Origin of the sequence: Sphingomonas sp. 1185 (assembly GCF_040544655.1) — a bacterium.
In the GTDB taxonomy this organism is placed as follows: domain Bacteria; phylum Pseudomonadota; class Alphaproteobacteria; order Sphingomonadales; family Sphingomonadaceae; genus Sphingomonas.
Genome location: NZ_JBEPKL010000015.1, coordinates 37,533 through 60,094, shown reverse-complemented (window position 1 = coordinate 60,094; position 22,562 = coordinate 37,533). Strand labels below are relative to the sequence as shown.

23 protein-coding genes and 1 pseudogene are annotated in these 22,562 nt (G+C 68.3%); 5 read left to right on the top strand and 19 right to left on the bottom strand.

Features of this window, described 5'->3' with window-relative positions; genetic code table 11:
• Positions 1 to 5: 5 nt before the first annotated feature.
• From murD to ABIC44_RS11630, 11 genes are all read right to left on the bottom strand, one after another.
• Positions 6 to 1,373, bottom strand: coding sequence for a UDP-N-acetylmuramoyl-L-alanine--D-glutamate ligase (murD, locus tag ABIC44_RS11680; protein ID WP_354295577.1), 1,368 nt, complete (start codon positions 1,371 to 1,373; stop codon positions 6 to 8).
• Complete coding sequence (mraY, locus tag ABIC44_RS11675) at positions 1,370 to 2,440, bottom strand: phospho-N-acetylmuramoyl-pentapeptide-transferase (RefSeq protein WP_307103386.1); 1,071 nt, start codon at positions 2,438 to 2,440, stop codon at positions 1,370 to 1,372. The genes murD and mraY overlap by 4 nt, the downstream gene beginning before the upstream one ends.
• Positions 2,440 to 3,819, bottom strand: a complete 1,380-nt coding sequence (locus ABIC44_RS11670; protein ID WP_354295576.1) for a UDP-N-acetylmuramoyl-tripeptide--D-alanyl-D-alanine ligase — start codon at positions 3,817 to 3,819, stop codon at positions 2,440 to 2,442. The genes mraY and ABIC44_RS11670 overlap by 1 nt, the downstream gene beginning before the upstream one ends.
• A complete protein-coding gene (locus ABIC44_RS11665) occupies positions 3,816 to 3,947 on the bottom strand; it encodes a hypothetical protein (protein WP_354295575.1) in 132 nt (43 codons plus the stop codon). Before ABIC44_RS11665 ends, ABIC44_RS11670 begins: the two co-directional genes overlap by 4 nt.
• The gene (locus ABIC44_RS11660; protein WP_309693352.1) at positions 3,944 to 5,374 is read right to left on the bottom strand and encodes a UDP-N-acetylmuramoyl-L-alanyl-D-glutamate--2,6-diaminopimelate ligase; all 1,431 of its coding nucleotides are present in this window, start codon (positions 5,372 to 5,374) and stop codon (positions 3,944 to 3,946) included. Before ABIC44_RS11660 ends, ABIC44_RS11665 begins: the two co-directional genes overlap by 4 nt.
• A gap of 10 nt (positions 5,375 to 5,384) precedes the next feature.
• A complete protein-coding gene (locus ABIC44_RS11655) occupies positions 5,385 to 7,103 on the bottom strand; it encodes a peptidoglycan D,D-transpeptidase FtsI family protein (RefSeq protein ID WP_354295574.1) in 1,719 nt (572 codons plus the stop codon).
• Complete coding sequence (locus ABIC44_RS11650; protein WP_354295572.1) at positions 7,100 to 7,762, bottom strand: hypothetical protein; 663 nt, start codon at positions 7,760 to 7,762, stop codon at positions 7,100 to 7,102. The genes ABIC44_RS11655 and ABIC44_RS11650 overlap by 4 nt, the downstream gene beginning before the upstream one ends.
• The gene (gene rsmH, locus ABIC44_RS11645) at positions 7,759 to 8,748 is read right to left on the bottom strand and encodes a 16S rRNA (cytosine(1402)-N(4))-methyltransferase RsmH (RefSeq protein WP_354295570.1); all 990 of its coding nucleotides are present in this window, start codon (positions 8,746 to 8,748) and stop codon (positions 7,759 to 7,761) included. The genes ABIC44_RS11650 and rsmH overlap by 4 nt, the downstream gene beginning before the upstream one ends.
• Complete coding sequence (locus tag ABIC44_RS11640) at positions 8,745 to 9,260, bottom strand: division/cell wall cluster transcriptional repressor MraZ (protein WP_502959845.1); 516 nt, start codon at positions 9,258 to 9,260, stop codon at positions 8,745 to 8,747. The genes rsmH and ABIC44_RS11640 overlap by 4 nt, the downstream gene beginning before the upstream one ends.
• 457 nt (positions 9,261 to 9,717) lie before the next feature.
• Positions 9,718 to 9,945 (bottom strand): hypothetical protein, encoded by a 228-nt coding sequence (locus ABIC44_RS11635; RefSeq protein WP_309693344.1) that lies wholly within the window; start codon positions 9,943 to 9,945, stop codon positions 9,718 to 9,720.
• Between the two features lie 121 nt (positions 9,946 to 10,066).
• Entirely contained in the window at positions 10,067 to 11,032 is a 966-nt protein-coding gene (locus tag ABIC44_RS11630) for a cysteine synthase A (protein ID WP_354295566.1), read from the bottom strand.
• A gap of 185 nt (positions 11,033 to 11,217) precedes the next feature.
• On the opposite strand from ABIC44_RS11630, the gene ABIC44_RS11625 reads away from it, so the two are divergent.
• The 3 genes from ABIC44_RS11625 (at position 11,218) to aat (ending at position 13,190) form a co-directional block, all read left to right on the top strand.
• On the top strand, positions 11,218 to 11,604 hold the full coding sequence (locus tag ABIC44_RS11625) for a hypothetical protein (protein ID WP_307103371.1): 387 nt from the start codon (positions 11,218 to 11,220) through the stop codon (positions 11,602 to 11,604).
• A 117-nt stretch (positions 11,605 to 11,721) separates the two neighbouring features.
• Complete coding sequence (locus tag ABIC44_RS11620; protein ID WP_309693338.1) at positions 11,722 to 12,435, top strand: ParA family protein; 714 nt, start codon at positions 11,722 to 11,724, stop codon at positions 12,433 to 12,435.
• Positions 12,432 to 13,190: a leucyl/phenylalanyl-tRNA--protein transferase gene (gene aat, locus ABIC44_RS11615; RefSeq protein ID WP_354295564.1), complete on the top strand. Its 759-nt coding sequence runs from the start codon at positions 12,432 to 12,434 to the stop codon at positions 13,188 to 13,190. The genes ABIC44_RS11620 and aat overlap by 4 nt, the downstream gene beginning before the upstream one ends.
• A 35-nt stretch (positions 13,191 to 13,225) precedes the next feature.
• Here aat and ABIC44_RS11610 read toward each other — a convergent pair.
• The 5 genes and pseudogenes from ABIC44_RS11610 to ABIC44_RS11590 form a co-directional block, all read right to left on the bottom strand.
• Positions 13,226 to 13,459: pseudogene (locus ABIC44_RS11610) on the bottom strand (DUF2155 domain-containing protein); the annotation flags it as partial.
• Positions 13,460 to 13,665: 206 nt separating this feature from the next.
• Positions 13,666 to 14,058, bottom strand: coding sequence for an NADH:ubiquinone oxidoreductase subunit NDUFA12 (locus ABIC44_RS11605; RefSeq protein WP_307104758.1), 393 nt, complete (start codon positions 14,056 to 14,058; stop codon positions 13,666 to 13,668).
• A 197-nt stretch (positions 14,059 to 14,255) separates the two neighbouring features.
• A complete protein-coding gene (locus tag ABIC44_RS11600; RefSeq protein WP_354295612.1) occupies positions 14,256 to 14,747 on the bottom strand; it encodes a DUF192 domain-containing protein in 492 nt (163 codons plus the stop codon).
• Between the two features lie 18 nt (positions 14,748 to 14,765).
• Complete coding sequence (locus ABIC44_RS11595) at positions 14,766 to 15,329, bottom strand: cold-shock protein (protein WP_354295611.1); 564 nt, start codon at positions 15,327 to 15,329, stop codon at positions 14,766 to 14,768.
• 132 nt (positions 15,330 to 15,461) lie between these two features.
• On the bottom strand, positions 15,462 to 15,992 hold the full coding sequence (locus tag ABIC44_RS11590) for a regulatory protein RecX (protein ID WP_354295563.1): 531 nt from the start codon (positions 15,990 to 15,992) through the stop codon (positions 15,462 to 15,464).
• Between the two features lie 132 nt (positions 15,993 to 16,124).
• On the opposite strand from ABIC44_RS11590, the gene ABIC44_RS11585 reads away from it, so the two are divergent.
• Positions 16,125 to 17,879: a fatty acyl-AMP ligase gene (locus ABIC44_RS11585; protein WP_354295561.1), complete on the top strand. Its 1,755-nt coding sequence runs from the start codon at positions 16,125 to 16,127 to the stop codon at positions 17,877 to 17,879.
• Between the two features lie 306 nt (positions 17,880 to 18,185).
• Here ABIC44_RS11585 and ABIC44_RS11580 read toward each other — a convergent pair whose 3' ends face one another.
• A complete protein-coding gene (locus ABIC44_RS11580; protein WP_354295559.1) occupies positions 18,186 to 18,524 on the bottom strand; it encodes a DUF3140 domain-containing protein in 339 nt (112 codons plus the stop codon).
• A gap of 46 nt (positions 18,525 to 18,570) precedes the next feature.
• Positions 18,571 to 19,953 (bottom strand): hypothetical protein, encoded by a 1,383-nt coding sequence (locus tag ABIC44_RS11575; RefSeq protein ID WP_354295557.1) that lies wholly within the window; start codon positions 19,951 to 19,953, stop codon positions 18,571 to 18,573.
• A 430-nt stretch (positions 19,954 to 20,383) separates the two neighbouring features.
• Between ABIC44_RS11575 and ABIC44_RS11570 the strand changes: the two genes are divergently transcribed.
• Positions 20,384 to 20,929, top strand: a complete 546-nt coding sequence (locus ABIC44_RS11570; protein WP_354295555.1) for an isochorismatase family protein — start codon at positions 20,384 to 20,386, stop codon at positions 20,927 to 20,929.
• 168 nt (positions 20,930 to 21,097) lie between these two features.
• On the opposite strand, the gene lpdA is transcribed toward ABIC44_RS11570, so the two are convergent.
• Complete coding sequence (lpdA, locus tag ABIC44_RS11565; RefSeq protein WP_354295553.1) at positions 21,098 to 22,510, bottom strand: dihydrolipoyl dehydrogenase; 1,413 nt, start codon at positions 22,508 to 22,510, stop codon at positions 21,098 to 21,100.
• Positions 22,511 to 22,562: the final 52 nt, after the last annotated feature.

The window sequence follows — 22,562 nt, the reverse complement described above, 5'->3', positions numbered from 1 at the left end:
GTCGGTCACGCCAGAGCCTCCACCGCCGCGCGGAAGGCGTCGCCCCGCGCTTCATAATCGCGAAACTGGTCGAAACTGGCGCAGGCAGGCGACAGCAGCACCGTGTCACCGGGCCGCGCAGCCGCTGCGGCATGCGCGACCGCCGCCTCCAGCGTGCCCGACTGCTCGACCACGGGCACCTTGTCCTTCAACAGATCGAAGAACAGCGGCGCCGCCTCGCCGATGGTATAGGCCGCGACGACATGGTCCAGATGCGCGGCGCAGGCGTCGAGATCGTCGCCCTTGCGCTTGCCGCCGACGATCCAGTGCACGCGCGGGAAAGCCCCGAGCGCGGGCGCGGTGGATTCGGGATTGGTCGCCTTGGAATCATTGACGAAGGCCACGCCGTTTCGCGTCGCGACCTGCTGCATCCGGTGCGGCAGGCTGGCATAGCTGGCCAGCCCCGCCTCGATCGCATCCTCGGCGACACCCAGGGCGCGCGCGACCGCGATGGCGGCCCGGGCGTTCTGGGCATTGTGCGGCCCCTGCAAGGCGGGCCAGCGACTCTGGTCGATCGGGTCCGATGCGATGGTGACGAGATCGTCGGTCCGCCCGGCAAGCCCCTGCGCGATATTGGCCGACGCTTCGTCGCCCGTGCCGACCACCGCGACATGCCCGGCCGACTGCATCGCGAACAGCCGAGCCTTCGACGCGGCATAGCCCGCGAAGCCGTCATAGCGGTCAAGGTGATCGGGCGTGATGTTGAGCAGCACGGCCACGTCGCAATCGAGGCCGGTCGTCAGGTCGATCTGATAGCTGGACAGCTCCAGCACATAGACGCCGCCCTCGGGCAGCGGCGCCTGCCCCAGGATCGGCAGGCCGATATTGCCGCCCATCAGGGTCGGCACGCCCGCCGTCTTCAGGATGTGATGGACCAGCGCAGTGGTGGTCGACTTGCCGTTGGTGCCGGTGATGCCGACGACCCTGTGCGACGGCAGATCGCGGCGCGCCTGGGCAAAGAGTTCGATGTCGCCGATGATCGGCACACCCGCTGCGCGCGCGGCGGCGGCGAGCGGATGTGTATTGAGCGGCACCCCCGGCGATACGACCAGCGCGTCGAAACCCGAAAGGTCGAGCGTGTCGAGGTCGGCCAGAATAAGCCCCTCCCCTTCAGGGGAGGGGTTGGGGTGGGGCGCTTCCTCTAGCGATACGGTTTGCGGCGACGCCCCACCGCTGAAGGATAGGGAAGCAAGCGCCTGTCGCTTGGCCGGATCGCTGTCCCACGCCACGACCCTCGCCCCGCCCGCCAGCAGCGCCGAAACGGTCGCGGCGCCGGAGCGTGCAAGCCCCAGCACCGCGTAACGTTTTCCCGCCCAGTCCCGCGAAACGATCATCGCAGCTTCAACGTCGACAGGCCCGCCAGCGCCAGCACGAAGGCGATGATCCAGAAGCGGATCACGACCGTGGGCTCCGACCAGCCGAGCTGTTCGAAATGATGGTGGATCGGCGCCATGCGGAACACCCGCTTGCCGGTCCGCTTGTAGAAGAAGACCTGGATGATGACCGACATCGCCTCGACCACGAACAGGCCGCCGATGATGCCCAGCACGATCTCGTGATGCGCGACGACCGCAATGGTGCCCAGCGCCCCACCCAGCGCCAAGCTGCCGGTATCGCCCATGAACACCGCCGCCGGGGGCGCGTTGAACCACAGAAAGGCCAGCCCCGCGCCGACCACCGCGCCGCAGAAGATCGCCAGCTCGCCCGCGCCCGGCACATGCGGAATGCCCAGATAGTCGGCGAACTTCGCGTTGCCCGCCAGATAGACGATGACCATGAACGCGACGCTGGCGATGATGACCGGCATGGTGGCGAGGCCGTCGAGCCCGTCGGTCAGGTTCACCGCATTGCCGAACGCCACGATCGTGAAGGCGGCGAACAACGGATAGAAATAGCCGAGGTCGATATACATGCGCGAGGTGAAGGGCAGATAGAGGTGCGGCCCGTTCTGCCCCATGATGATCCATGCCGCGATGCCCGCGATCGCGAATTCCAGCAGCAGCCGGGTCCGCCCCGACACGCCCGCCGTCGAGGCCTTGCGCACCTTGTCATAGTCGTCGAGGAACCCGATCGCCCCGAAGCCCAGCGTGACGAACAGGCACGCCCAGACATAGGGGTTGAAGACGTTCATCCAGATGATGATCGCCAGCGCCATGCTGGTCAGGATCATCAGCCCGCCCATGGTCGGCGTGCCCCGCTTGGCGAGATGGGTCTGCGGTCCGTCGGCGCGGATCGGCTGCCCCTTGCCCTGGCGGACGCGCAGCCAGCCGATGAAGCGCGGGCCGATGATCAGGCCGATGAACAGCGCGGTCGCCACCGTCGCGCCGGTGCGAAAGGACTGATAGCGGATAAGGTTGAAAAGCCCCGGAAAACCCAGATGCTCCGCGATCCAGTACAACATTAACCCTGCGCCCCGCCCAGTCGAGATTCGCGTCCCAGAGCGGCGACGACGCGCGACAGCCCGACCCCGTTGGAACCCTTGATCAGCACCACGTCGTCGGGCGCGATGATCGAGGCCAGCGCGGCTTGCGCGGCCTTAGCATCGGCCACATGGACGAAATCGACCCGCCCCTCAAGCGCGGCGGCCAGCGGCGCCATCGATTCACCGACCAGCAGCGCCCGTTCGACGCGCGCGGCCAGGATCGGCTCGGCCAGGCCCGCATGATAGTCGGCCGAATCCTCGCCCAGCTCGCGCATCTCGCCCAGCACCGCGACGTGGCGTCCAGGCTCCTCGGCCAGCACCGCCAGCGTGGCACGCATCGAGGCGGGGTTGGCATTGTAGCTTTCGTCGATTACCAGCGCGCCATTCGCCATGCGGAACCGCGCACCGCGCCCGGCCAGCCCGCCCATCTCGGCCAGCGCAAGCCCCGCCAGCCCCAGATCGCCGCCCGCCGCATCCACCGCCGCCAGCACCGCCAGCGCGTTGGACACCCAATGCTGGCCCGGCTGCGACAGGGTGAAGTTCAGTTCCTTGTCGCCCAGCCGGGCGGTCACGAAGCTGCCGCCATTGGGCCCGCGCATCGCCTCGACCGCGCGGACATCGGCGGCGGGATCGAAACCGAAGGTCACGATCCGCGCGGCATAGGGCCGGGCGGCCGCGATCAGGCGGTCGCGATGCGGACTGTCATAGGGGACGATGGCGGTGCCGCCGGGCTGGAGCCCCTGGAAAATCTCGCCCTTGGCATCCGCGATGGCGGATTCGTCGGGGAAGAATTCGGTATGCGCGGGCGCGATGGCGGTGACGATGGCGATGTGCGGGCGGACCATCGCGGTCAGCGCGGACAGTTCGCCCGCATGGTTCATCCCCATCTCGAACACGCCCGCGCGTACGCCTCGCGGCATGCGGGCCAGGCTCAGCGGAACGCCGGTATGGTTGTTGTAGCTCTTGACCGAACGGTGCACCGCCCCGCGCCAGCCCCGGTCCAGCGCGGCATAGAGCGCTTCCTTCGCGCTGGTCTTGCCGACCGAGCCGGTGACGCCGATGATCGTCGCCTGGGTCCGGGCCCGGCTGGCGCGCGCGAGGTCCTCCAGCGCGTGGAAGCTGTCGGCGACGCGGACATGCGGATGATCGGTCGGCTGGCTGGCCAGCGCGCCCGCCGCGCCCTGCGCAAAGGCCTGGTCCAGGAAGCGATGGCCATCGGTCGCCTCCCCCGCCATCGCGACGAACAGGTCGCCCGGCCCGACCTCGCGACTGTCGAAGGCGACGCCCGACACGGCGAAATCGCCCGATGCCTGCCCGCCGGTCGCCGCCGCGATCTCCTGCGCGGTCCACAGGGTCATTTGCGCTCCTCGGGCGTCTTGGCACCATAATGCAGCGACAGCTTGGGGCGCACGCGTGCGGGCACGTCCGGCTGCGCGGAATCGGCCTTGTCGACCGGCGGCGTCTTGGTGGGGGCCTGGGACGTCATGCCGCGCACTCCCGCGCCACCGACACATCGTCGAAGGGCAGGACGAGGTCGCCAACGATCTGGCCCTGTTCATGCCCCTTGCCCGCGATCAGCACGATGTCCTGCTCGCCTGCCTCCGCGATGGCGGCGGCGATGGCCTCGCGCCGGTCGCCAATCTCGATCGCGCCGGTCGCACCGCGCATCACCTGCGCGCGGATCGCGGCGGGGTCCTCGGTCCGGGGATTGTCGTCGGTCACGATCACCCGGTCGGCATGCAGCGAGGCGACCTGTCCCATCACCTCGCGCTTGCCCGGATCGCGGTCGCCGCCTGCGCCGAACACCACGATCAGACGCCCGCCCGCATGCGGCTTGAGCGCGGCGATCGCCGCCTCCAGCGCATCGGGGGTATGGGCATAGTCGACATAGACCGGCGCCCCGCTGCGCGCGATGGCGGCGCGTTCCAGCCGCCCGCGCACCGGCTGCAACCGCGCCAGATCGGCGACCGTCCGCGCGACGTCGCCGCCAGTCGCAATGACCAGGCCAGCCGAGACCAGCGCATTGGCCGCCTGATAGGCCCCGATCAGCGGCAGCTGCACCTTGTGCACCGCGCCCTGTTCATCCTCGATCACCAGCCCCTGGCCCAGCAGGGTCGGGTGCCGCTCGACCAGCTTCAGCGTCGATCCGCGCGTGCCGACCGTCACCAGCCTGTTGCCGCGTGCACGCGCCAGGTCGATCACCCGGCCGCTTTCCACGTCGTCGGCCCACACGACCGCCGTCCCCTCGGGCGACAGCACCTCGGAGAACAGCCGCATCTTGGCCGCCAGATAGGCCCCCATGTCGCCATGATAGTCGAGATGGTCGCGTGACAGGTTGGTGAAGGCCGCCGCCGACACCTCCAGCCCCTCGGTCCGATACTGGGTCAGGCCGTGGCTCGACGCCTCGAACGCCAGATGGGTCACGCCCTCGCGCGCCAGCCCCGCGACATTGGACAGGAAGGTCACGACGTCGGGCGTGGTGAGGCCGGTATAGGTCCGCTCGTCGGCGGTGGTCACGCCCAGCGTGCCGATCGAGGCGGCATGATGCCCCGCCATCCGCCAGAGCTGGCGCGTCATCTCGACGGTCGAGGTCTTGCCGTTGGTGCCTGTCACCGCCACCGCGGTCGCCGGGAAGGGCGCGAAGAACGCCGCCGCCAGCCGGGCAAAGGCCGCGCGCGGTTCGTCGGAGGCGATGTGCACCGCCCCCTCCACGGCCACGCCCGGCCGGGCGACGACCGCCACCGCGCCGCTGCGCACCGCATCGGCGATGAAATCCTCGCCATTCACCCGCGCGCCCTGGAACGCGCCGAAGATCGTGCCCGGCGCGACCTTGCGATGGTCGATCGCGAAACCGGAGACGAGGGCGTCGCCGCCCTCGCCCGTGATGTCATGGTCCAGTTGGTTCAGCTTCATGCCGCGCGCCTCATCGTCCATCCACGGGCGGCGCCTTGGGGTCCTGCCACAGGGTCGGCAGAATGTCCGACACGTCCACATCCTTGTTGGCGTCCGGCACGACGCCCAGCATCGCACCGACCCGCGTGATCGTCCGCCCGACCACCGGCGCGGCGTTCCAGGCTGCGGTCTTCCACCCGAACGTCTCCTTCGTCCCCTTTGGCGAGTCGAGCATCGCCAGCACGACATAGCGCGGCGCATCCATCGGAAAGGCCGCCGCAAACGTCGCCACGTTGCGCGAACGGTCATAGCCGCCCGCCACCGCCGCCTCGGCCGTACCAGTCTTGCCCCCGACGCGATAGCCCGGCGCATCACCCTTGCGCCCCGTGCCGCGCATCACGACCAGCCGCAGCATCTGGCGCATCCGCGCGCTCGTCGCCTCGCTCAGCACGCGGCGTCCCTCGGGCGCATGGCCGGGCGCCACCTTCAACAGCGTCGCGGGCCGCCAGATGCCGCCATTGACCAGCGCGGCATAGGCCGAGGCGAGGTGCAGCGGCGTAACCGCGATGCCATGGCCATAGGCGGTCGTCATCGTCGTCGTCCGCGCCCAATAGGTGGGGAGCAGCGGACGGCCCTTTTCGCGCAGCTCGATATCGGGCTTGGTATCGAAGCCCAGCTTCTTGAACATCGCCTGCATCCGCTGCGGACCGATCTCGTCGGCGACGCGCGCGGTGGCGATGTTGGAGGAATAGATCAGCGTCTCGGCCATGTTCAGCCAGCGCTTCGGATCGCCCGCCTCGTCATGGATGGTATAGCCGCCGACCTTGAGCGGATGGGTCGCGTCGAAGCGTCGCGCCATCGAGGTGACGACGCCATTCTCCATCGCGGTCGCCATGGTGATCGGCTTGAAGGTCGAACCCAGCTCGAACACGCTCTGCGTCGTGATGTTGCGCAGCTGTTCGGCTCCCGCCATGCCGACCCGATTGGGGTTGAAGGTGGGCAGCGAGACCATCGCGATCACCTCGCCCGTCGCCACGTCGAGCACGATGCCGCCGCCGCCGCGCGCCGAGAAGGTCGTCATGGCGCGGCCCAGCTCGCTCTCCATCGCCGCCTGGACGCGCGTGTCGATCGACAGCGCGACCGGCTTGCCCGCCTGGGCCGGGTCGAGCAGCCGCTGGTCGAGGACGCGCTCCATGCCGCTCATGCCGTGCCCGTCGGTCGACAGGAAGCCCAGCGCGTGCGCCGCCAGGTTGGACTGCGGATAGAGGCGCTGCGTCTCGCGGTCGAAGACCAGCCCCGGCTCACCGATCGCGTTCACCTGCTCGACCAGCGCGGGGCTGGCGCGGCGTTGCAGATAGACGAAATTCGCCTTGCGGGTCAGCTGGTTGTAGAACCAGGCCTGGTCGCCGCGATCGGGCATCAGCGCGGCGAGGCGCGCGGCGATCTCCATCGGATCGCCGATCAGCTTCTTGGGATGGACCGCGATCGTCCAGCTGTCGATCGTGCGCGCGAGCGGCGCGCCGTTGCGGTCGACGATGTCGCCGCGCGCGGCCAGCGTCGCGGTGCGCGCCGCCGCGTCGGCCGGGCCGGCGAAGATCGCCAGCATCATCAGCCGTCCGATCACGACGAGCACCGCCGCGCCGAACAGCATCATCAGCATCATCAGCCGCATATGCGTCGTCGCGACCAGCGCATGGCGCTGGCCGGCGGTACGCTGCGTGCCGGTGGGACGTGCGACGAGTACGCTCAACGCGGCCGCCGCGATTCGGACTTGGCCCCCTTCAGAATGTCGCCCAGCGTCGTGTCGGACAGCAGCTGGCGGTCGAGCATCGCCACCGCCTGCGGCCGGACTTTCGCGACGGCGGCGGCGGTGCGCACGGTCGCGATCGGCGCGGGCTTGGCGCCCTTGGTCGCGACGACACGCTCGGAGACGGCCTTGACGATCTGGGCCTTGGGCAGCTCGACCTTGGCGAGCCGGACGACGGGAGCGGGCGCGATGGGCTTGGCGGCGGCGGGGGCGGCGACCGGCGCGTCCGGCTGGGCGACCGGAGCGGGCTGGGGCTGCGAGGGGACGAGCAGCGCGGCGGTCTGGATCGCTCCGGCGGCGGGCCCCTGCGTCACGTCGAGCGAGGCGAGCTGCGACTCGTCACCGACGAACTGCCCGGCGACCGGCGCGGTCAGCGCCAGCGTGTCGCCATTCCACTTTTCCAGCTGGACCAGGTTGGCGCGGGTGTCGAACTCGGTCTCCAGCGCGCGGATGTCGCGCTGCGCGGCGGCGATGCGGGCGTTGACGTCGTCCAGCTTCTTGCGCTCCGACGCGACCTGGAGCGAGACCAGGTAGAAGCCCAGGACCACCGTGACGCAGCTCCCGAACCACCCGATCCCCTTCAACCGATACGCCGCCGTCATACGCCCAACTCCTGACTCAACTCGCCCCCCGGCAATCCATTCGATCCCGCCGACCAGGCGGGGGACTCGGTCCGCGTCGCAAAACGCAGCGTCGCCGAACGCGCGCGCGGATTGCGGGCCAGCTCCGCCTCGCCCGCGCGCACCGCCTTGCCGACCTGGGCAAAGCTGGGCGCGGCGGCGGCGGCCTGTTGCGGCAGGTGACGCGACCCGCCCGGCATCTGCCCGGCGCGCTCGCGGAAGAAGCGCTTGACCATGCGGTCTTCCAGGCTGTGGAAGGTGACGACCACCAGCCGCCCGCCCGGCTTCAGCGCGCGCTCCGCCGCCGCCAGCCCCTCGGCCAGTTCGTCCAGCTCGCGGTTCACATGGATGCGGATCGCCTGGAAGGTCCGGGTCGCCGGGTCCTTCTTGTCATGCGGGCGATAGCCCAGGGCCCGGCGGACCACGGCGGCCAGTTCGCCGGTACGGGTCAGCGGGCGTGCGGCGACGATCGCCTGCGCGACGCGGCGCGAACGCGGTTCCTCGCCATAATGATAGAGGACATCGGCGATCGCGGCCTCATCGGCGGTGTTGAGGAAATCGGCGGCCGACTCCCCCTCCTGCGCCATCCGCATGTCGAGCGGCCCGTCCCCCTGGAACGAAAAGCCGCGCTCCGCCTGGTCGAGTTGCATCGAGGACACCCCGATATCGAGCACCACGCCATCAACGCGGGTATCGAGTTCCTGATCCAGGCTAGAAAATTCCCGGTGGATCAGCGTCAGCCCCGGCGCGGCCGCGACCAGCGCCTGGCCATTGGCGATCGCGTCGGGATCACGGTCGAAGGCGACGACCTTCGCCCCCCGGCCCAGCATCGCACGCGTATAGCCGCCCGCGCCGAACGTGCCGTCGACATGCGTCTCGCCGGGCTGGATGGCGAGCGCGTCCAGCACCTCGTCGAGCAGGACGGGGATGTGCGGGGCGTCGGCGGGCAGGGTCACGGGATCGCTCACAGCACGATCCCCTTTTCCTGGCAGTGATAGCGCGCAGCCGAGATCATCTTGGGCGGCAGGCCCGGCGTCTCGACCAGCGTCCTGGGGTCCCAGATTTCGATATAGTCGAACGTGCCCCAGAAAAAGGCATGGCCCGTGATCCCGGCATGGAAACGGGGAAAGCCCGGCATGATGAAACGGCCCGACCCGTCAAAGGGCACGGCTTCGCCGTTCGCCAGATCGCGCTTGATGTTATAGTCGATGCGGCCGTCGGGCCCGCGCGACATCTCGGTGCGCGCGTCCAGTTCCTTCTTCAGCACCGCGACATAACCCGGGTCATAAGCGATCAGACAACGTTCGGTTTCGTGTACGGCGATGATGATGGTCCCGCCGTCCTTTCCATCGGGGCGCGGCGCGTTCTGAGCCAGGGTGGAACGAAGGGCGTTGGGGATGGCCACGCGACCCTTGTCGTCGACAAGGCCAATGCCACTTCCCTGATACAAACCCCTTTCGGACACGCCAACCTCGCACATGGCGCGCACGGCCTCACATCTTCGAAACCCGGCCGATGCCGCGCTCCGACCCATTGCTGGACAATGATGAGCCTGCCCCTCTGTTGGGAATGGGTTTACCTATAGCGTCAACGGGTGGCAACGGGATTTTTGGGGATGATCGGGGAAACCGCTCCTAAATCGCTGTATATGCGACGAACGGCTGGGCGCGGCGCGGGAGGGAGCGCATCGGCGAACTGGCGGAAAAGTGCCGAAAAACGGGCGCACGAAGCACCGATCCCCGGATTTCCCCGAAGGATTCCCATCATCGCCAGACGGCGTCGGGATGCGGTGAGAAAGGCGGCGGGGCACGACGGCCGAGCCGGGTCACCGGCCGAAGCACGCCCGAATCGGTCTTGATTCGAATCAATCCATGCGATCGGGCGTCGGACCGCACCGCCCCGCTATGACGGGACCGGGTCCAGGCCAGTGTCGCGGATCAGCGGGCGGGTTCGGCGGGCGACTGGGCGTTGACGGGGGCGGGCGCGACGCCGAGTTCGGCCAGCGGTTCGCTGCTGGGGGCGGTCGCGTTCGCCACGGCCATGTCGGCCACCATGTTGCTCTGCGCCGCCCCGGCCGTCTCGACCGGCGGATTGTCGCGATTCAGCGATCCCAGGATGGTGCTGGCGATGGCGATCAACAGGATGACCGCAGCCAGGCCGATCATACCGACCTTCACACGTTGCATGATATGATGGTGGTCGGGTGACTTCATGAAGTGGGTGTAACTATCCTGCGCCTGCACCGATGTCGACCTCTACCACCGGAACGGCCCCACCGTCCCGGATTTAAAGACCCTTTTCCGCCCGCCACGCCGGATTATGGAGCGTGGAGAGGTAGCGAAACCCCGTATCGCACAAAATGGTTGCGATACGCTTGCCCGGCCCCAATGCCTTGGCCAGCGCCACCGCGCCGCCGACATTGATGCCCGACGACAGGCCCAAGCACAGCCCTTCCTCGCTCAGGAGTCGCTGCACCCAGTACCAGCCTTCCGCGTCGGAAATGCGAAATTGCGTGTCGATCGGCGCGCCGTCAAGATTGGCGGTGATCCGCCCCTGCCCGATCCCCTCGGCGACCGACGAGCCTTCGGACTTCAGCTCGCCATGCGCATAATAGTCATAGAGCGCCGCGCCGTGCGGGTCGCTGAGCGCGATGACGACCGACTCGTCATGCGCCTTCAGCCCCATGCCGACGCCCGCCAGCGTGCCGCCCGTGCCCGCCGCGCAGGTGAAGCCGTCGATCCGCCCGTCCAGCTGGGTCCAGATCTCCTCGGCGGTGCCGATGATATGCGCGCGGCGATTGGCGATATTGTCGAACTGGTTGGCCCAGATGGCATTGTCGGTCTCCTCGGCGATCCGGCGCGAGGTGTGGACGAAGTGACAGGGGCTGGAATAGGGCGCGGCGGGCACCAGCACCAGTTCGGCCCCCAGCGCGCGCAGCGTGTCCATCTTCTCGCGGCTCTGCGTCTCGGGCATCACGATGATCGTGCGATAGCCCTTGGCATTGGCGACCAGCGCCAGGCCGATGCCGGTATTGCCCGCCGTCCCCTCGACGATCGTGCCGCCGGGGCGCAGCGCCCCGCGCGCCTCGGCATCCTCGACGATGAACAGCGCGGCGCGGTCCTTCACGCTGGCGCCCGGATTGGCGAATTCGCATTTGCCGTAAATGTCGCAGCCGGTGGCCTCGCTCGGCCCCTTCAGACGGACGAGGGGGGTGTTGCCGATCAGGGCCAGCGTGTCGGGTGTCGCATCCATGCCCGCTAGATGGCCCCTGCCCCGCCGCTCGGCAAGCAAAGCCTTGCTTGGGAAGCCCCAAGCGCAAGGCCGGGTCGCGGGGCGCGGAGGACGCGGCGGCGCGTGCGGATGCCGGACATTTCGATCCCGACGGCCATCTGCGCGCTTGACGGGGCATTGCTGCATTTGCGAAGCAACGCCTCGCTATGAAGAGCCTTCTCCCCCTCATCGTCGCCGCACCGCTGCTCGCCCTGGCAGCGTGCAATTCCAAGCCCAGCCAGCCCGAGGTGGTCGACACCAACCCGGATCCCATGGCCAATGTCCTGGCCAACCGCGCGCCGGTCGAACTGCCGCCCGCGATCAAGGCCGAAAAGACCTTCCGCTGCAAGGACCAGAGCCTGGCCTACGTCACCTTCTTCCAGGGTGACAAGCAGGCCAATGTCCGCCTGAAGGAAGGCGAGACGCCGGTCGTGCTGAAGGCTCCGGCCGCCGGTGAGCCGCTGACCGCCGAGGGTGGCTGGCGCCTGACGGGTGACGAGAAGACCATCACCCTGACCACCCCGAAGAAGGCCGCGCAGAGCTGCCACGTCTAAGACGTCTTTCTCCATCGTTCGGCAATCGGACGATAGGGACTTGATCGAAATCGGGCCGGCGGGGATACCTCGTCGGCCTTTTTCTTGGGGCAGGCTCGGGAGGTCGGGGGACGAATCGTGGCGGCGATCGCGATCTACAGCATGAAGGGCGGCGTGGGTAAGACCAGCATGGCGGTCAACCTGGCCTGGTGCGCGGCGACCCAGTGCGCGCGCCGCACGCTGTTATGGGATCTCGATCCGCAGGCCGCGTCGACCTGGCTGCTGGGCGGTCCGGCTCCCGGCGACCAGGCGCAGGCGATCTTTTCGCGCGATGTCGCGGTCGAACGGCTGGTGCGCCGGACCGACACGCCCAACCTGTCGCTGATCGGCGCCGACACCTCGTTGCGCGGGCTCGACCTGCTGTTCCACCAGCTCGACAAGAAGAAGCGGCTGGGCAAGCTGATCGACGGGCTGGACGGCTATGACCGGGTGCTGCTCGACTGCCCGCCGGGGCTGACCGAGACGACCGACCAGGTGCTGCGCGCGGTCGACCTGATCGTGGTGCCGGTGGTCCCCTCCGCGCTGTCGACCCGTGCGCTAGAGGTGGTGGACAGCCATGTCCGGGGCCGGGTGCCGATCCTGCCGGTCCATGTCATGGTCGACCGCCGCCGTCGCCTTCATGCAGAGGCCGTCGCCGCCCAGCCCGACTGGCCCGCCATCCCCATGGCCAGCCTGGTCGAGGCGATGGGCGAGCACCGCGCCCCCATCGGCGCCTTCGCCCCGCGCAGCGCGGCGGCGCAGGCCTATGCGACGCTGTGGCGGGCGGTCGAACGGCGGCTGTCGGGGAAATGAGCCGGCGGGATCAGCCGGGCCCGGTCGAGCGGCTGACTCCCCATCTCGTGCTGGGCGCCTATGCCGTGGGGGTGTTCCCCATGGCCGACACGCGCGAGGCCGACCATGTCTATTGGGTCGAGCCCCGCAAGCGCGCGATCCTGCCGCTCGACGGCTTTCACTTGTCGCGCTCGCTGCGCAAGACGGTCGCGGCCGACCGGTTTCGCGTGACCGCCGACACCGCATTCGAATCGATCATCCGGATGTGCGCGGAAAGCGTGCCCGACCGGCCCGAGACCTGGATCAATTACGCGATCGAGCGGGTCTTCATCGACCTGTTCGACATGGGCTTTGCCCATTCGATCGAATGCTGGGACGGCGAAGAGCTGGTCGGCGGGCTGTACGGCCTGGGGCTGGGCCGCGCCTTTTTCGGCGAATCGATGGTCAGCCGCCGGACCGACGCGTCCAAGGTCGCGATGGTCTGGCTAGTCGCGCGGCTGCGCGCCGGGGGGTACAGCCTGCTCGACTGCCAGTTCCAGACCCCGCATCTGTCGACCATGGGCGCGGTCGAGATCGGGCGCGACGATTATGTCGCGCTGCTGTCCGATGCGTTGGCCGGGGTGGTCGCGCCGGGGGCTTCGTCCGCGGGCGTGTCGGCGGCGGGCGACTTCGGCGCGCTCGACCGCCTGGGCGCCGCGCCGGACGAGGCGGCGGGCACCGTCTCCGGTCCGGTTTCGGGCCAGGACATCGTGCAGCTCTTGGCCCAGACGTCATAGACCGGGTGCTGGACGACGTTCAGCGCCGGGCGTTCCTTGTACAGCCATCCCGAAAAGACCCGCTGCCACCGCTGATTCGCCCCACGTACGTCCAGCTGGACGAAGGCGCCGGTCAGCTGTTCGGGTTCCCAGGATGCGGTCTTTTCGCAGGCGCGCAGGCGCACGACCGCGTCCCCGACGCGAATCGCCTGGCCCGGCTTCAGCGTCAGTTCGCGCGAGACGCCGTTGCGCTTGTTGAGCAGGCCGACCACCGCGACGCGCTCGGCCATCGGCGTACCGCCGCTAGGCAGGTTCGCCTGGCCCGCATCGACCGATTCGATCCCCGACCCGCCGCCGGGGCGGTCGGGCAGGATCTGGCTGACCGCCGCATCCTCGGCGGTCGTCCCGTCCTTATGGGTCAGGGCGTGATAGCCGAACCAGCCCCCTACGCCCAGCGCGGCCGCCAGCGCAGCGCCGGCCAGCCAGCGAGCCGTCTTCACCCCTCGGGCGTCCAGGCTTCGTAATCGCCCGTCGCGGCGGCGCGCTGGCCACCCTTTTCGAGCGCACCTGCCGGGCGATAGGCCATGGCGGTGCCGGTCTGGTTGGGCAGGGTCGGCTTCTGCCACGCGCGACGCAGCGGCAGCGAGCGGTCGGGCACATCCTCGATCTGATGATGCAGCCAGCTGAACCATTCCGCCGGAACCCGGCTGGCATCGTTCGAACCCTTGTAGATCACCCAGCGGCGCGGGCGTCCGGCGGTGTCGCTGCCGCCTTCATAATAGACATTGCCGTGGGCATCCTCGCCCACCTGCGCCTTGCCGCGCAGACCGAACCAGGTGCCGATGGTGGCGCCGTTCCACCAGGTGAAGGGATTGAGGTTGATGCCCATGAGGCGCCGTGTAGCCCGGCTGTCGCCGCCCTTCAACCGCGTTCCGCATGCATGGGGCACATGAAGCCCCTCCTCCCGGCAGGGGGAGGGGTTTGGGGTGGGGGAAGCGCCGCAAGGGGTTCGCTCGATGAGCCCCCCGCCCTCCCACCTTCGGGAGTGGCTTGGCGTGGTTCAGACGTTACCCGCCCCGAACGGCCTCATTTCGCCCAGGACACCGAATCGCCCTCCGACAGGCCGAGTTCGGCCGCGCGGCCGCCGACCAGTTCCAGCACCGCCGCGACCGGCTCACCCGAGGGGATGGGGGTTTCCGAGAAAGGCGTGGTATTCTCGGCGATGCGCGCGATGGTGCCGTCGGCGCGAATGAAGATGATGTCGAGCGAGGTCGGCGTGTTCTTCATCCAGAAACTCGCCTCGCGCGGGCCGCCGCCCTCGGGCGGATAGGGCGCGAACAACATGCCGTCATCGCGCTTCAGGTCGGTGCGGTACATTAGCCCCTGCTGTTGCTCGGCGGCGGTGCGGGCCTGTTCGACGTGCAGCTGCTGCTTGCCCGATGCGGTGGTGATGGTCACCGGCATTTTCGACGCCTGTTGGACGTCCGCCGTCTTGGCGGCCGGATCCGCGCCCGAGCAGCCGCTTAGCTGGATCGCGGCCAGCCCCAGCGCGAGCGCCATGCCGCGCCCCGCCCCCATAGCCCGCTGTCGCACGCCTTACATCCTTTCCGTCACCACCACCGCCAACGGCCCTTTAGGCCCATCGACGATCCGCGCGGCCAGCGGCTGCCCCGGCTCGACCGTGATCAGGCCACCGCGCCGCAGCGTCTCCATATGCACGAAGATATCCGCCCCGTCGCGGTCGCGCAGCAGAAAGCCATAGCCTTTCAGCCTGTTGAACCATTTGACCGCGACCAGTTCGGGATCGCCCGCCGCATCGACCAGCGTCTCGGGATCGACCCTGTCGGGCGAGCGGGGCCGCTTGGGCATTTCGGGCACGGCATGGGTCAGGTCGATGCTCAGCACCTCGCGCGCCTGATAGCCGCGCCCCCGCTCCACCGCGAGCATCTCCACCCGCGCACCTTCGGGCAGGCTGCGCCGGGCATGCGCCTGAAGCACGGTGAAGTGCAGCAGCACATCCCCGTACGCCCGATCGTCCGCGACCGCGAAGCCGAAGCCGCGCGTCACATCGAACCACTTGACGACCCCCGTCAGCCTTACGGCCGCATCCGCCGCTTCGCCGTCGATGCCGCCCCCTGTATTTGGCGTTTCATCCAGCATCATCGCACCCTTGGATGCATTGCTAGCATCTTTGTTCGCACCCGCAATGCGAGGCGGATCACTTTTTGCTGGTCCGGAGTGGGACGAAACGGCCAAGATTCTTTGCTTGAAGGAAAATTTGCCAAATTTGGATCAATATTCCCGGTCGTCGATCATCTCGCCGGGGGCCGCCGACACGATCTGCCGGGCCAGCGCCATGTCGTGACCGGCGCGCAGCATCGCCGCGAACTGCTTCTCGCGAAGCGCGCGATCCGCCCCGCCATCGCCGAAAGGCCCGATTCGCCGCCGCCGGGCAAAGGCCAGCGCGGCGTCGCGCGCCGCCTCCGCCACCTGCCCCGCAATCGCCTCGTGATCCTCGGGCCCGACCCGCGCCGCCTGCAGCGCCTGCCGCACCCGCCGCGCCCCCAGCCCCCGGCGAGCCAGCGACGCCGCCTTCATCTCGGCATAGGCGCGGTCGTCGATATAGCGCAGCTCGACCATCCTGGCCGCCAGCCCGCGCGGATCGGGCGCATCCTCCCCCGCCCAGCCGCGTTCGCGCAGCTTGCGGGTCAGATATTCGACCAGCTTGCCCTCGGTCGTCGCGAACCGCTCGACATAGCGCAGCGCGATCTGCTCCAGCAATTTGGGATCAAGGGGCTTTGGCGGGCGACGATCGGCAGACACGCCTTGTTTGTGCCACACTGACACTGGAATTAGAACGCGGGAAGCCGCCGTCCATCCGGCGAAAGAATCATACTCGTCTCCGCGGCCCCGCGGCCCGGACGACGCAAGAGCATAAGGAACGAAGGCAAGGCCATGACGATCGAGCACCATCAGGACGACGCGCGCGCCATCATCGCGACGCCGACCGAAGATGCGCTGCCGCGCCGCTTCGCCGACTTCGATACGCTGGGCGAGGCGCTGGACTATGCCGCCTCGGGCTCGCGCGGTCTGAACTTCCACGATGCGCGCGGGGTCCTGACCCGTCCCTATCCCTTCTCCGAGCTGCGCGACGACGCGCTGGCCTGCGCCCGCCGGCTGATCGCCAGCGGCGTGCGCCCCGAGGAGCGGATCGCGCTGGTCGCCGAGACGGGCCCGGAATTCGCCGCCCTCTTCTTCGGCGTGATCTATGCGGGCGCCTGGCCGGTGCCGCTGCCGCTGCCGACCTCGTTCGGCGGGCGCGACAGCTATATCGAGCAGTTGCGCGTCCAGCTCGCCAGCTGCGACCCCAAGATGCTGATCTTCCCGCCCGAACTGGCGCAGATGGCCGGTGCGGCGGCCGAGGCGGCGGGTGTCGAGGGCATCGACTGGGACAGCTTCGCCACTCGCGAGGCGCCAGAGGCGCCGCTGCCCGAGGCTAAGTCGGACGCGATCGCCTATCTGCAATATTCCAGCGGCTCGACCCGTTTCCCGCATGGCGTGGCGATCACCCACCATGCGCTGCTGAACAATCTCGCCGCGCACAGCCATGGCATGAAGATCCAGGAGAGCGACCGCTGCGTCTCGTGGCTGCCCTGGTATCATGACATGGGTCTGGTCGGCTGCTTCCTGTCGCCGGTCGCCAACCAGGTGTCGACCGATTACCTCAAGACCGAGGATTTCGCGCGTCGCCCGCTGGCATGGCTCGACATGATCAGCCGCAATCCGGGCACCTCGGTCAGCTATTCGCCGACTTTCGGCTATGATATCTGCGCGCGCCGCATCTCGTCGCAGACCAAGGCGTCGGACCGGTTCGACCTGTCGCGCTGGCGGATCGCGGGCAATGGCGCGGACATGATCCGCCCCGACGTCATGCAGTCCTTCGTCGACGCCTTTGCCGATGCGGGCTTCCAGGCGACCGCCTTCCTGCCCTCCTATGGTCTGGCCGAGGCGACGCTGGCGGTGTCGATCATGCCGCCGGGCGAAGGCATCCGCGTCGAGCTGGTCGAGGAAACCCAGCTGTCCGGCGGCGCACGCGGCACCGACCGGCCGCAGCGTTTCCGCGCCATCGTCAATTGCGGCAAGCCCGCGCGCGACATGGTGATCGAGATCCGTGAGGAGGACGGCACGCCGCTTCCCGACGGGGCGATCGGCAAGGTGTGGTGCAAGGGCCCGTCGGTCATGGTGGGATATTTCCGCGACCAGGCCGCGACCGAAGCCTGCATGGTCGATGGCTGGCTCGACACCGGCGACATGGGCTATATGTCCAAGGGCTATATCTACATCGTCGGCCGCGCCAAGGACATGATCATCGTCAACGGCCGCAACCACTGGCCGCAGGATATCGAATGGGCGGTCGAGCAGCTGCCGGGCTTCAAGGCAGGCGACATCGCCGCCTTCGCCATCACCACGCCGGGCGGCGAGGAAACCCCCGCCGTGCTGGTCCAGTGCCGCAGCTCGGACGACGAGGAACGCGCCCGCCTGCGTGACGAAATCCGCGAGCGCGTACGCGCGGTGACCGGCATGAACTGCGTCATCGAACTGATCCCGCCGCGCACCCTGCCCCGCACCAGCTCGGGCAAGCTGAGCCGCGCCAAGGCCCGCAACCTGTATCTGGCGGGTGAAATCAAGCCGTACGACGTCGCGGCCTGATTTTCCCATCGGGGGCAAAGAGGGGCTCGGTCGAAAGACCGGGCCCTTTTTCCGTCTCCATCACTTCGGAGCCGGTATCCCCATCCCCCCGTTCAGCCTGAGCGAAGTCGAAGGCCAAGGGAATCCGGTCGCTCCTACTCCAACCACCACCCCGCCGAAGGCCGGGGTCCAGTGGCCACTAGGTCCGTCGCGTGCTCGATAGACCACCCCGACTGGACCCCGGCCTTCGCGGGGGCGGCGGCGGCATGGGGTGAGGACAAGGCGTGGCCTTCGACTTCGCTCAGGCTGAACGGCGTTCCAGGCATCTCAGTCCTTCAGCGGATCATGCCCCCAGTTCATCAGCGAATAGCGCCATGGCGAATGCTCGACATCCTTGTCGGGGCCGCCCTGCTTCAGATGCCGGTGCACATAGCCGATGACCTTCTTCATATGCGCATAGTCGTCGTCGGTCAGATCGGCCTTCTTTTTGCGCTTGATCGCGACGATCTTGCCGCCCGATTCATGCCCCACGCTTTCGTTGGCGCCGTCCTTCTTCTGCCCGACCTCCTTCGACTCGTGACTGTCGAGGAATTTCTCGAGTTCGGCGGGGGCCATGTTCACGGCCTCCTTGAAGTCGGCATAGATCTGGTCGTGGTCGTCGGCCATTTGCGGCTCCTTTCGGCGGGGTAACGCCGCCGACCGGATTTCGGGTTCAGACCAGCATACCCTGATAGCTTTGCGGCGGCACGGCCATGGTCGCGCGTGCGATCCCGCCGAGCAGCAGCACCGCGACCAACGCCGCCAGCGTCGCGCGGACGATGCGCCGGTCGCCCTGCCACGGCTTGGCCAGGATCAGCCCCAGCGCGCAGGCCATGATCGGCCACAGGTGATAGCGGAAATCCGAGGCGACGCTGACGACCAGGAAGCTGGCCTCCAGCCCGAGCGTCGATCCGAACAACGCCCCCGCCAGCCCGCTCCCCCGCGTCACCGCCAGGCCGCCCGCCGCCAGGATGATCCAGACGATCGGCCACATGATCGGCGCATCGACCCAGGGGCTCGCCATGCGCTGCCACGTCAGCGCGACGGGCCCCGGATGGCCCAGGCCATAGTCGTTCGGCTCGCTGCCCTGCGGCGGCGCGGCATTGGGCCAGCGCGGCGGCACCCACAGACGCCAGGTCGAATTGACATGCGCCAGCCGCTGCGCCGCATAGGCCAGCGGATGATGCAGCATGGCGGGGGCGAGCCTGGCATAGAGACGCGAAGGCGGGATCGTCTCGAACCGCTGCAACCGGGTGCCGCACCGCGCGGGCTCGCCCAGCGGGTCCCAGAAGAACGGCTTCACGCACCCCTTGGCGCGGATTTCGGCGACTTCCCGTGGGGTAAAGCCCAGCCGCGCGTCATAGGGCACCCGCACGGCGATTCCGGCTAGATCGTACAGCGCCTGCGATCGGGCGACGCCGCTGGGCTTTGCGCCGAGGAGTTCGTGATTGACGAGCGGCGCGGCCGCCAGCGTCGCCAGCGTCAGCGCGACGGTGATCGCGATCCGGCGGCCCCAGCGATCGGCGACGAGCAAGGCGACCAGCGGCGCGATGGCGAAGATCGCATTGGCGCGGACCAGCGCGGCATAGGCGAGCAACATGCCCGCCGCCGCCCAGCCCCATCCGGCCACCGGCCGTCCGCGCAATCGCCACCAGCCGAGGATGCCGACCGCCGCCAGCGCCGCGCCGGTCATCTGCGCGTCTTTCAGGATCGCCACCTGCCAGCCCAGCCAGGGCGGCACCAGTCCGACCGCCAGCACGCCCAGCGCCGCGCGCGGCCGCCGGTCGACGATCGCCGCCGCGATGCACCCCAGCCCCAGCCACCATGTCGCCAGTTGCAGGACCAGCATCGGCCGCGCCCCCTGCCCCGAAAACAGCGACCAGAGCCGCGCCATGATCGGCGGGTGCCAGTCGTCATATGTCCCGGTCAGCGCCTGCGCATATTGGCCCACGCTGTCATATTCGACATAGCCCGGCGCGAAGATCAGCAGGCTCAACCCGAACAGGATCAGCGCCGCGATGGCGATGCGCAGGCGGTGGGAAAAGGCTCGGGTCATGGCTCGCCGGTCGAACTGTTGCGGATGCGACCGATGCGGCCAAAACCATCCGTTTCGCAAGCGGAATGCGGCAGGATGGCCCGGATAGGCCGATCGGCCATGGCCTTTGCGCGGCCGCCCGCGTGGATTAGGGCCGATCGACATGCAACGATGCCTTTCCTTCACTCGCCCCTCGCAGAGGGGAGAGGGTTGCGCAGACTTGGTCTTTGCGACAGCAAAGGCCTAGTCGGAGCTGGGTGAGGGGTGGGCGCTCGCTTGGCGAGCGCGCGAGCCTTTGGGCTCGCTCGACCCCTCACCCAAGCTGCGCTAGCCAGCAGGCTGGCAAGCTTCGCTAACCCTCTCCTCTGTCCAGGGGAAAGGGAAGAAGACGCAATACTGAATGTCGATACTACCGAGGGACATTGCAGCGAAGATGGGGGAGCGAGTGGGTATGACCAGCGCCTTGGTGATCATCGACATGCAACAGGCGATGCAGGACCGGATCGACGCCGGGCGTCCGCACGTCAACGGGGATGCCCCCGCCAGGATCGAGGCGCTGGCCGAGGCGTTTCGCGGGGCAGGGCGGCCGGTCATCCATATCCGCCATGCCGAGGCCGACCCGACCTCGCCGCTACATCCCGACGCGCCCGGCTATCCGCCAATGGCCTGCGCGGTGGAGCGGCCCGGTGAGGCGATCTTCGTGAAGCGCAGTTCCTCCGCCTTCGCCACGACGCCGCTGGCGGCGCATCTGCACGAACAGGGGCTGTCGCATCTCCACATCGTGGGAGCGGTGGCGGGGTTCTGCGTCAACTCGACGGTCCGCGCGGCCTCCGATCTGGGCTTTGCGGTGACGGTGGTGCCGGATGCGGTGCTGGGCTTCGACCTGCCCTCCGCCGGGCTGGAGGCGCAAGCGATCTTCGATGTCACCATGGGATTGCTGGCGGCGGATTTTGCCGAATTGCGCGACAGCGAGGCGGTCCTGGCCGAATTGGGGTGAGGGTTGGGCGTGGCCTTCGACTTCGCTCAGGCTGAACGGGAATTGGGGAGCGGCATCATTCCATCGCTCCGCTCAGCCTGAGCGAAGTCGAAGGCCAAGGGAAACCACAACGAAAAAGGGGCCCGCCACCGCGAGCCCCTTCCCCATCCCGAAACCGGAAAAGCCGGATCAGATGTGCAGCGCGCGCCCATAGGCGGCCAGCACCGACTCGTGCATCGATTCGGAGATGGTCGGATGCGCGAACACCGTTTCCATCAGCTCGGCCTCGGTCGTCTCCAGCTGGCGGGCGACGACATAGCCCTGGATCATCTCGGTCACTTCCGCGCCGACCATGTGCGCGCCCAGCAGCTCGCCGGTCTTGGCGTCGAACACGGTCTTCACGAAACCCTCGGCCTCGCCCAGCGCGATCGCCTTGCCGTTGCCGATGAAGGGGAACTTGCCGACCTTCACTTCGTAACCGGCTTCCTTGGCCTTCGCTTCGGTCAGGCCGACGCTGGCGACCTGCGGACGCGAATAGGTGCAGCCCGGAATATTGCCCTTGTCCATCGCGTGCGGGTGGACGTCCTTGTTGCCCAGCGCCTGCGCGATGGCCTCGGCGGCGATCACGCCTTCATGGCTCGCCTTGTGCGCCAGCCAGGGAGCGCCCGTCACGTCGCCGATCGCCCAGATGCCGTCGACATTGGTGCGGCCATAGCCGTCGGTCTTGATGTGACCGCGATCGGTAGTGATGCCCAGCTTCTCCAGACCGATATTCTCGGTGTTGGGGACGATGCCGATCGCGACGATCGCATGGCTGAACTCGGCGGTCTCGACCTTGCCGTCCGGGCCCTTGATCGTCGCCTTGACGCCCGACGCGGTCGCCTCCAGCTTCTCGAGGCCGGTCTTGGTCTTGATGGTCATGCCGAACTTGGTCAGCTGCTTGGTCATGAACTCGCTGACTTCGGCATCCTCGACCGGCATGATCCGGTCGAGCATCTCGACGATGGTCACTTCCGCGCCCATGTCGTTGTAGAAGCTGGCGAATTCGACGCCGATCGCACCCGATCCGATGACCAGCAGCTTGGTCGGCATGGCGGGCGGCACCATCGCGTGGCGATAGGTCCAGATACGCTCGCCATCCGCCTTGGCGAAGGGCAGGTCGCGGGCGCGCGCGCCGGTGGCGACGATGATGTGCTTGGCGGTCAGCTCGGTGGTCTTGTCGCCTTGGACGACCGACAGCTTGCCCTTTCCGGTGACCGTGCCGACGCCTTCATGGACGGCGACCTTGTTCTTCTTCATCAGGCCCTTGACGCCGGCATTCAGCTGGCCCGCCACCTTGCGGCTGCGATCGACCACCTTGTCCAGGCTGAACGAGGGCTTTTCGACCGACAGGCCGTATTGCGCGGCGTGGGTCATGTAGTGATAGACCTCGGCCGAGCGCAGCAGCGCCTTGGTCGGGATACAGCCCCAGTTGAGGCAGATGCCGCCCAGCCGCTCGCGCTCGACGATCGCGACCTTCAGGCCAAGCTGGCTCGCGCGGATCGCCGCGACATAGCCGCCGGGGCCGGAGCCGAGGACGATAAGGTCGTAAGTGTCAGCCACTTTGCTCTTCCTTCTGAACGCGCGCCTTGACGGTGCGCGGGGGTTCGCCCCC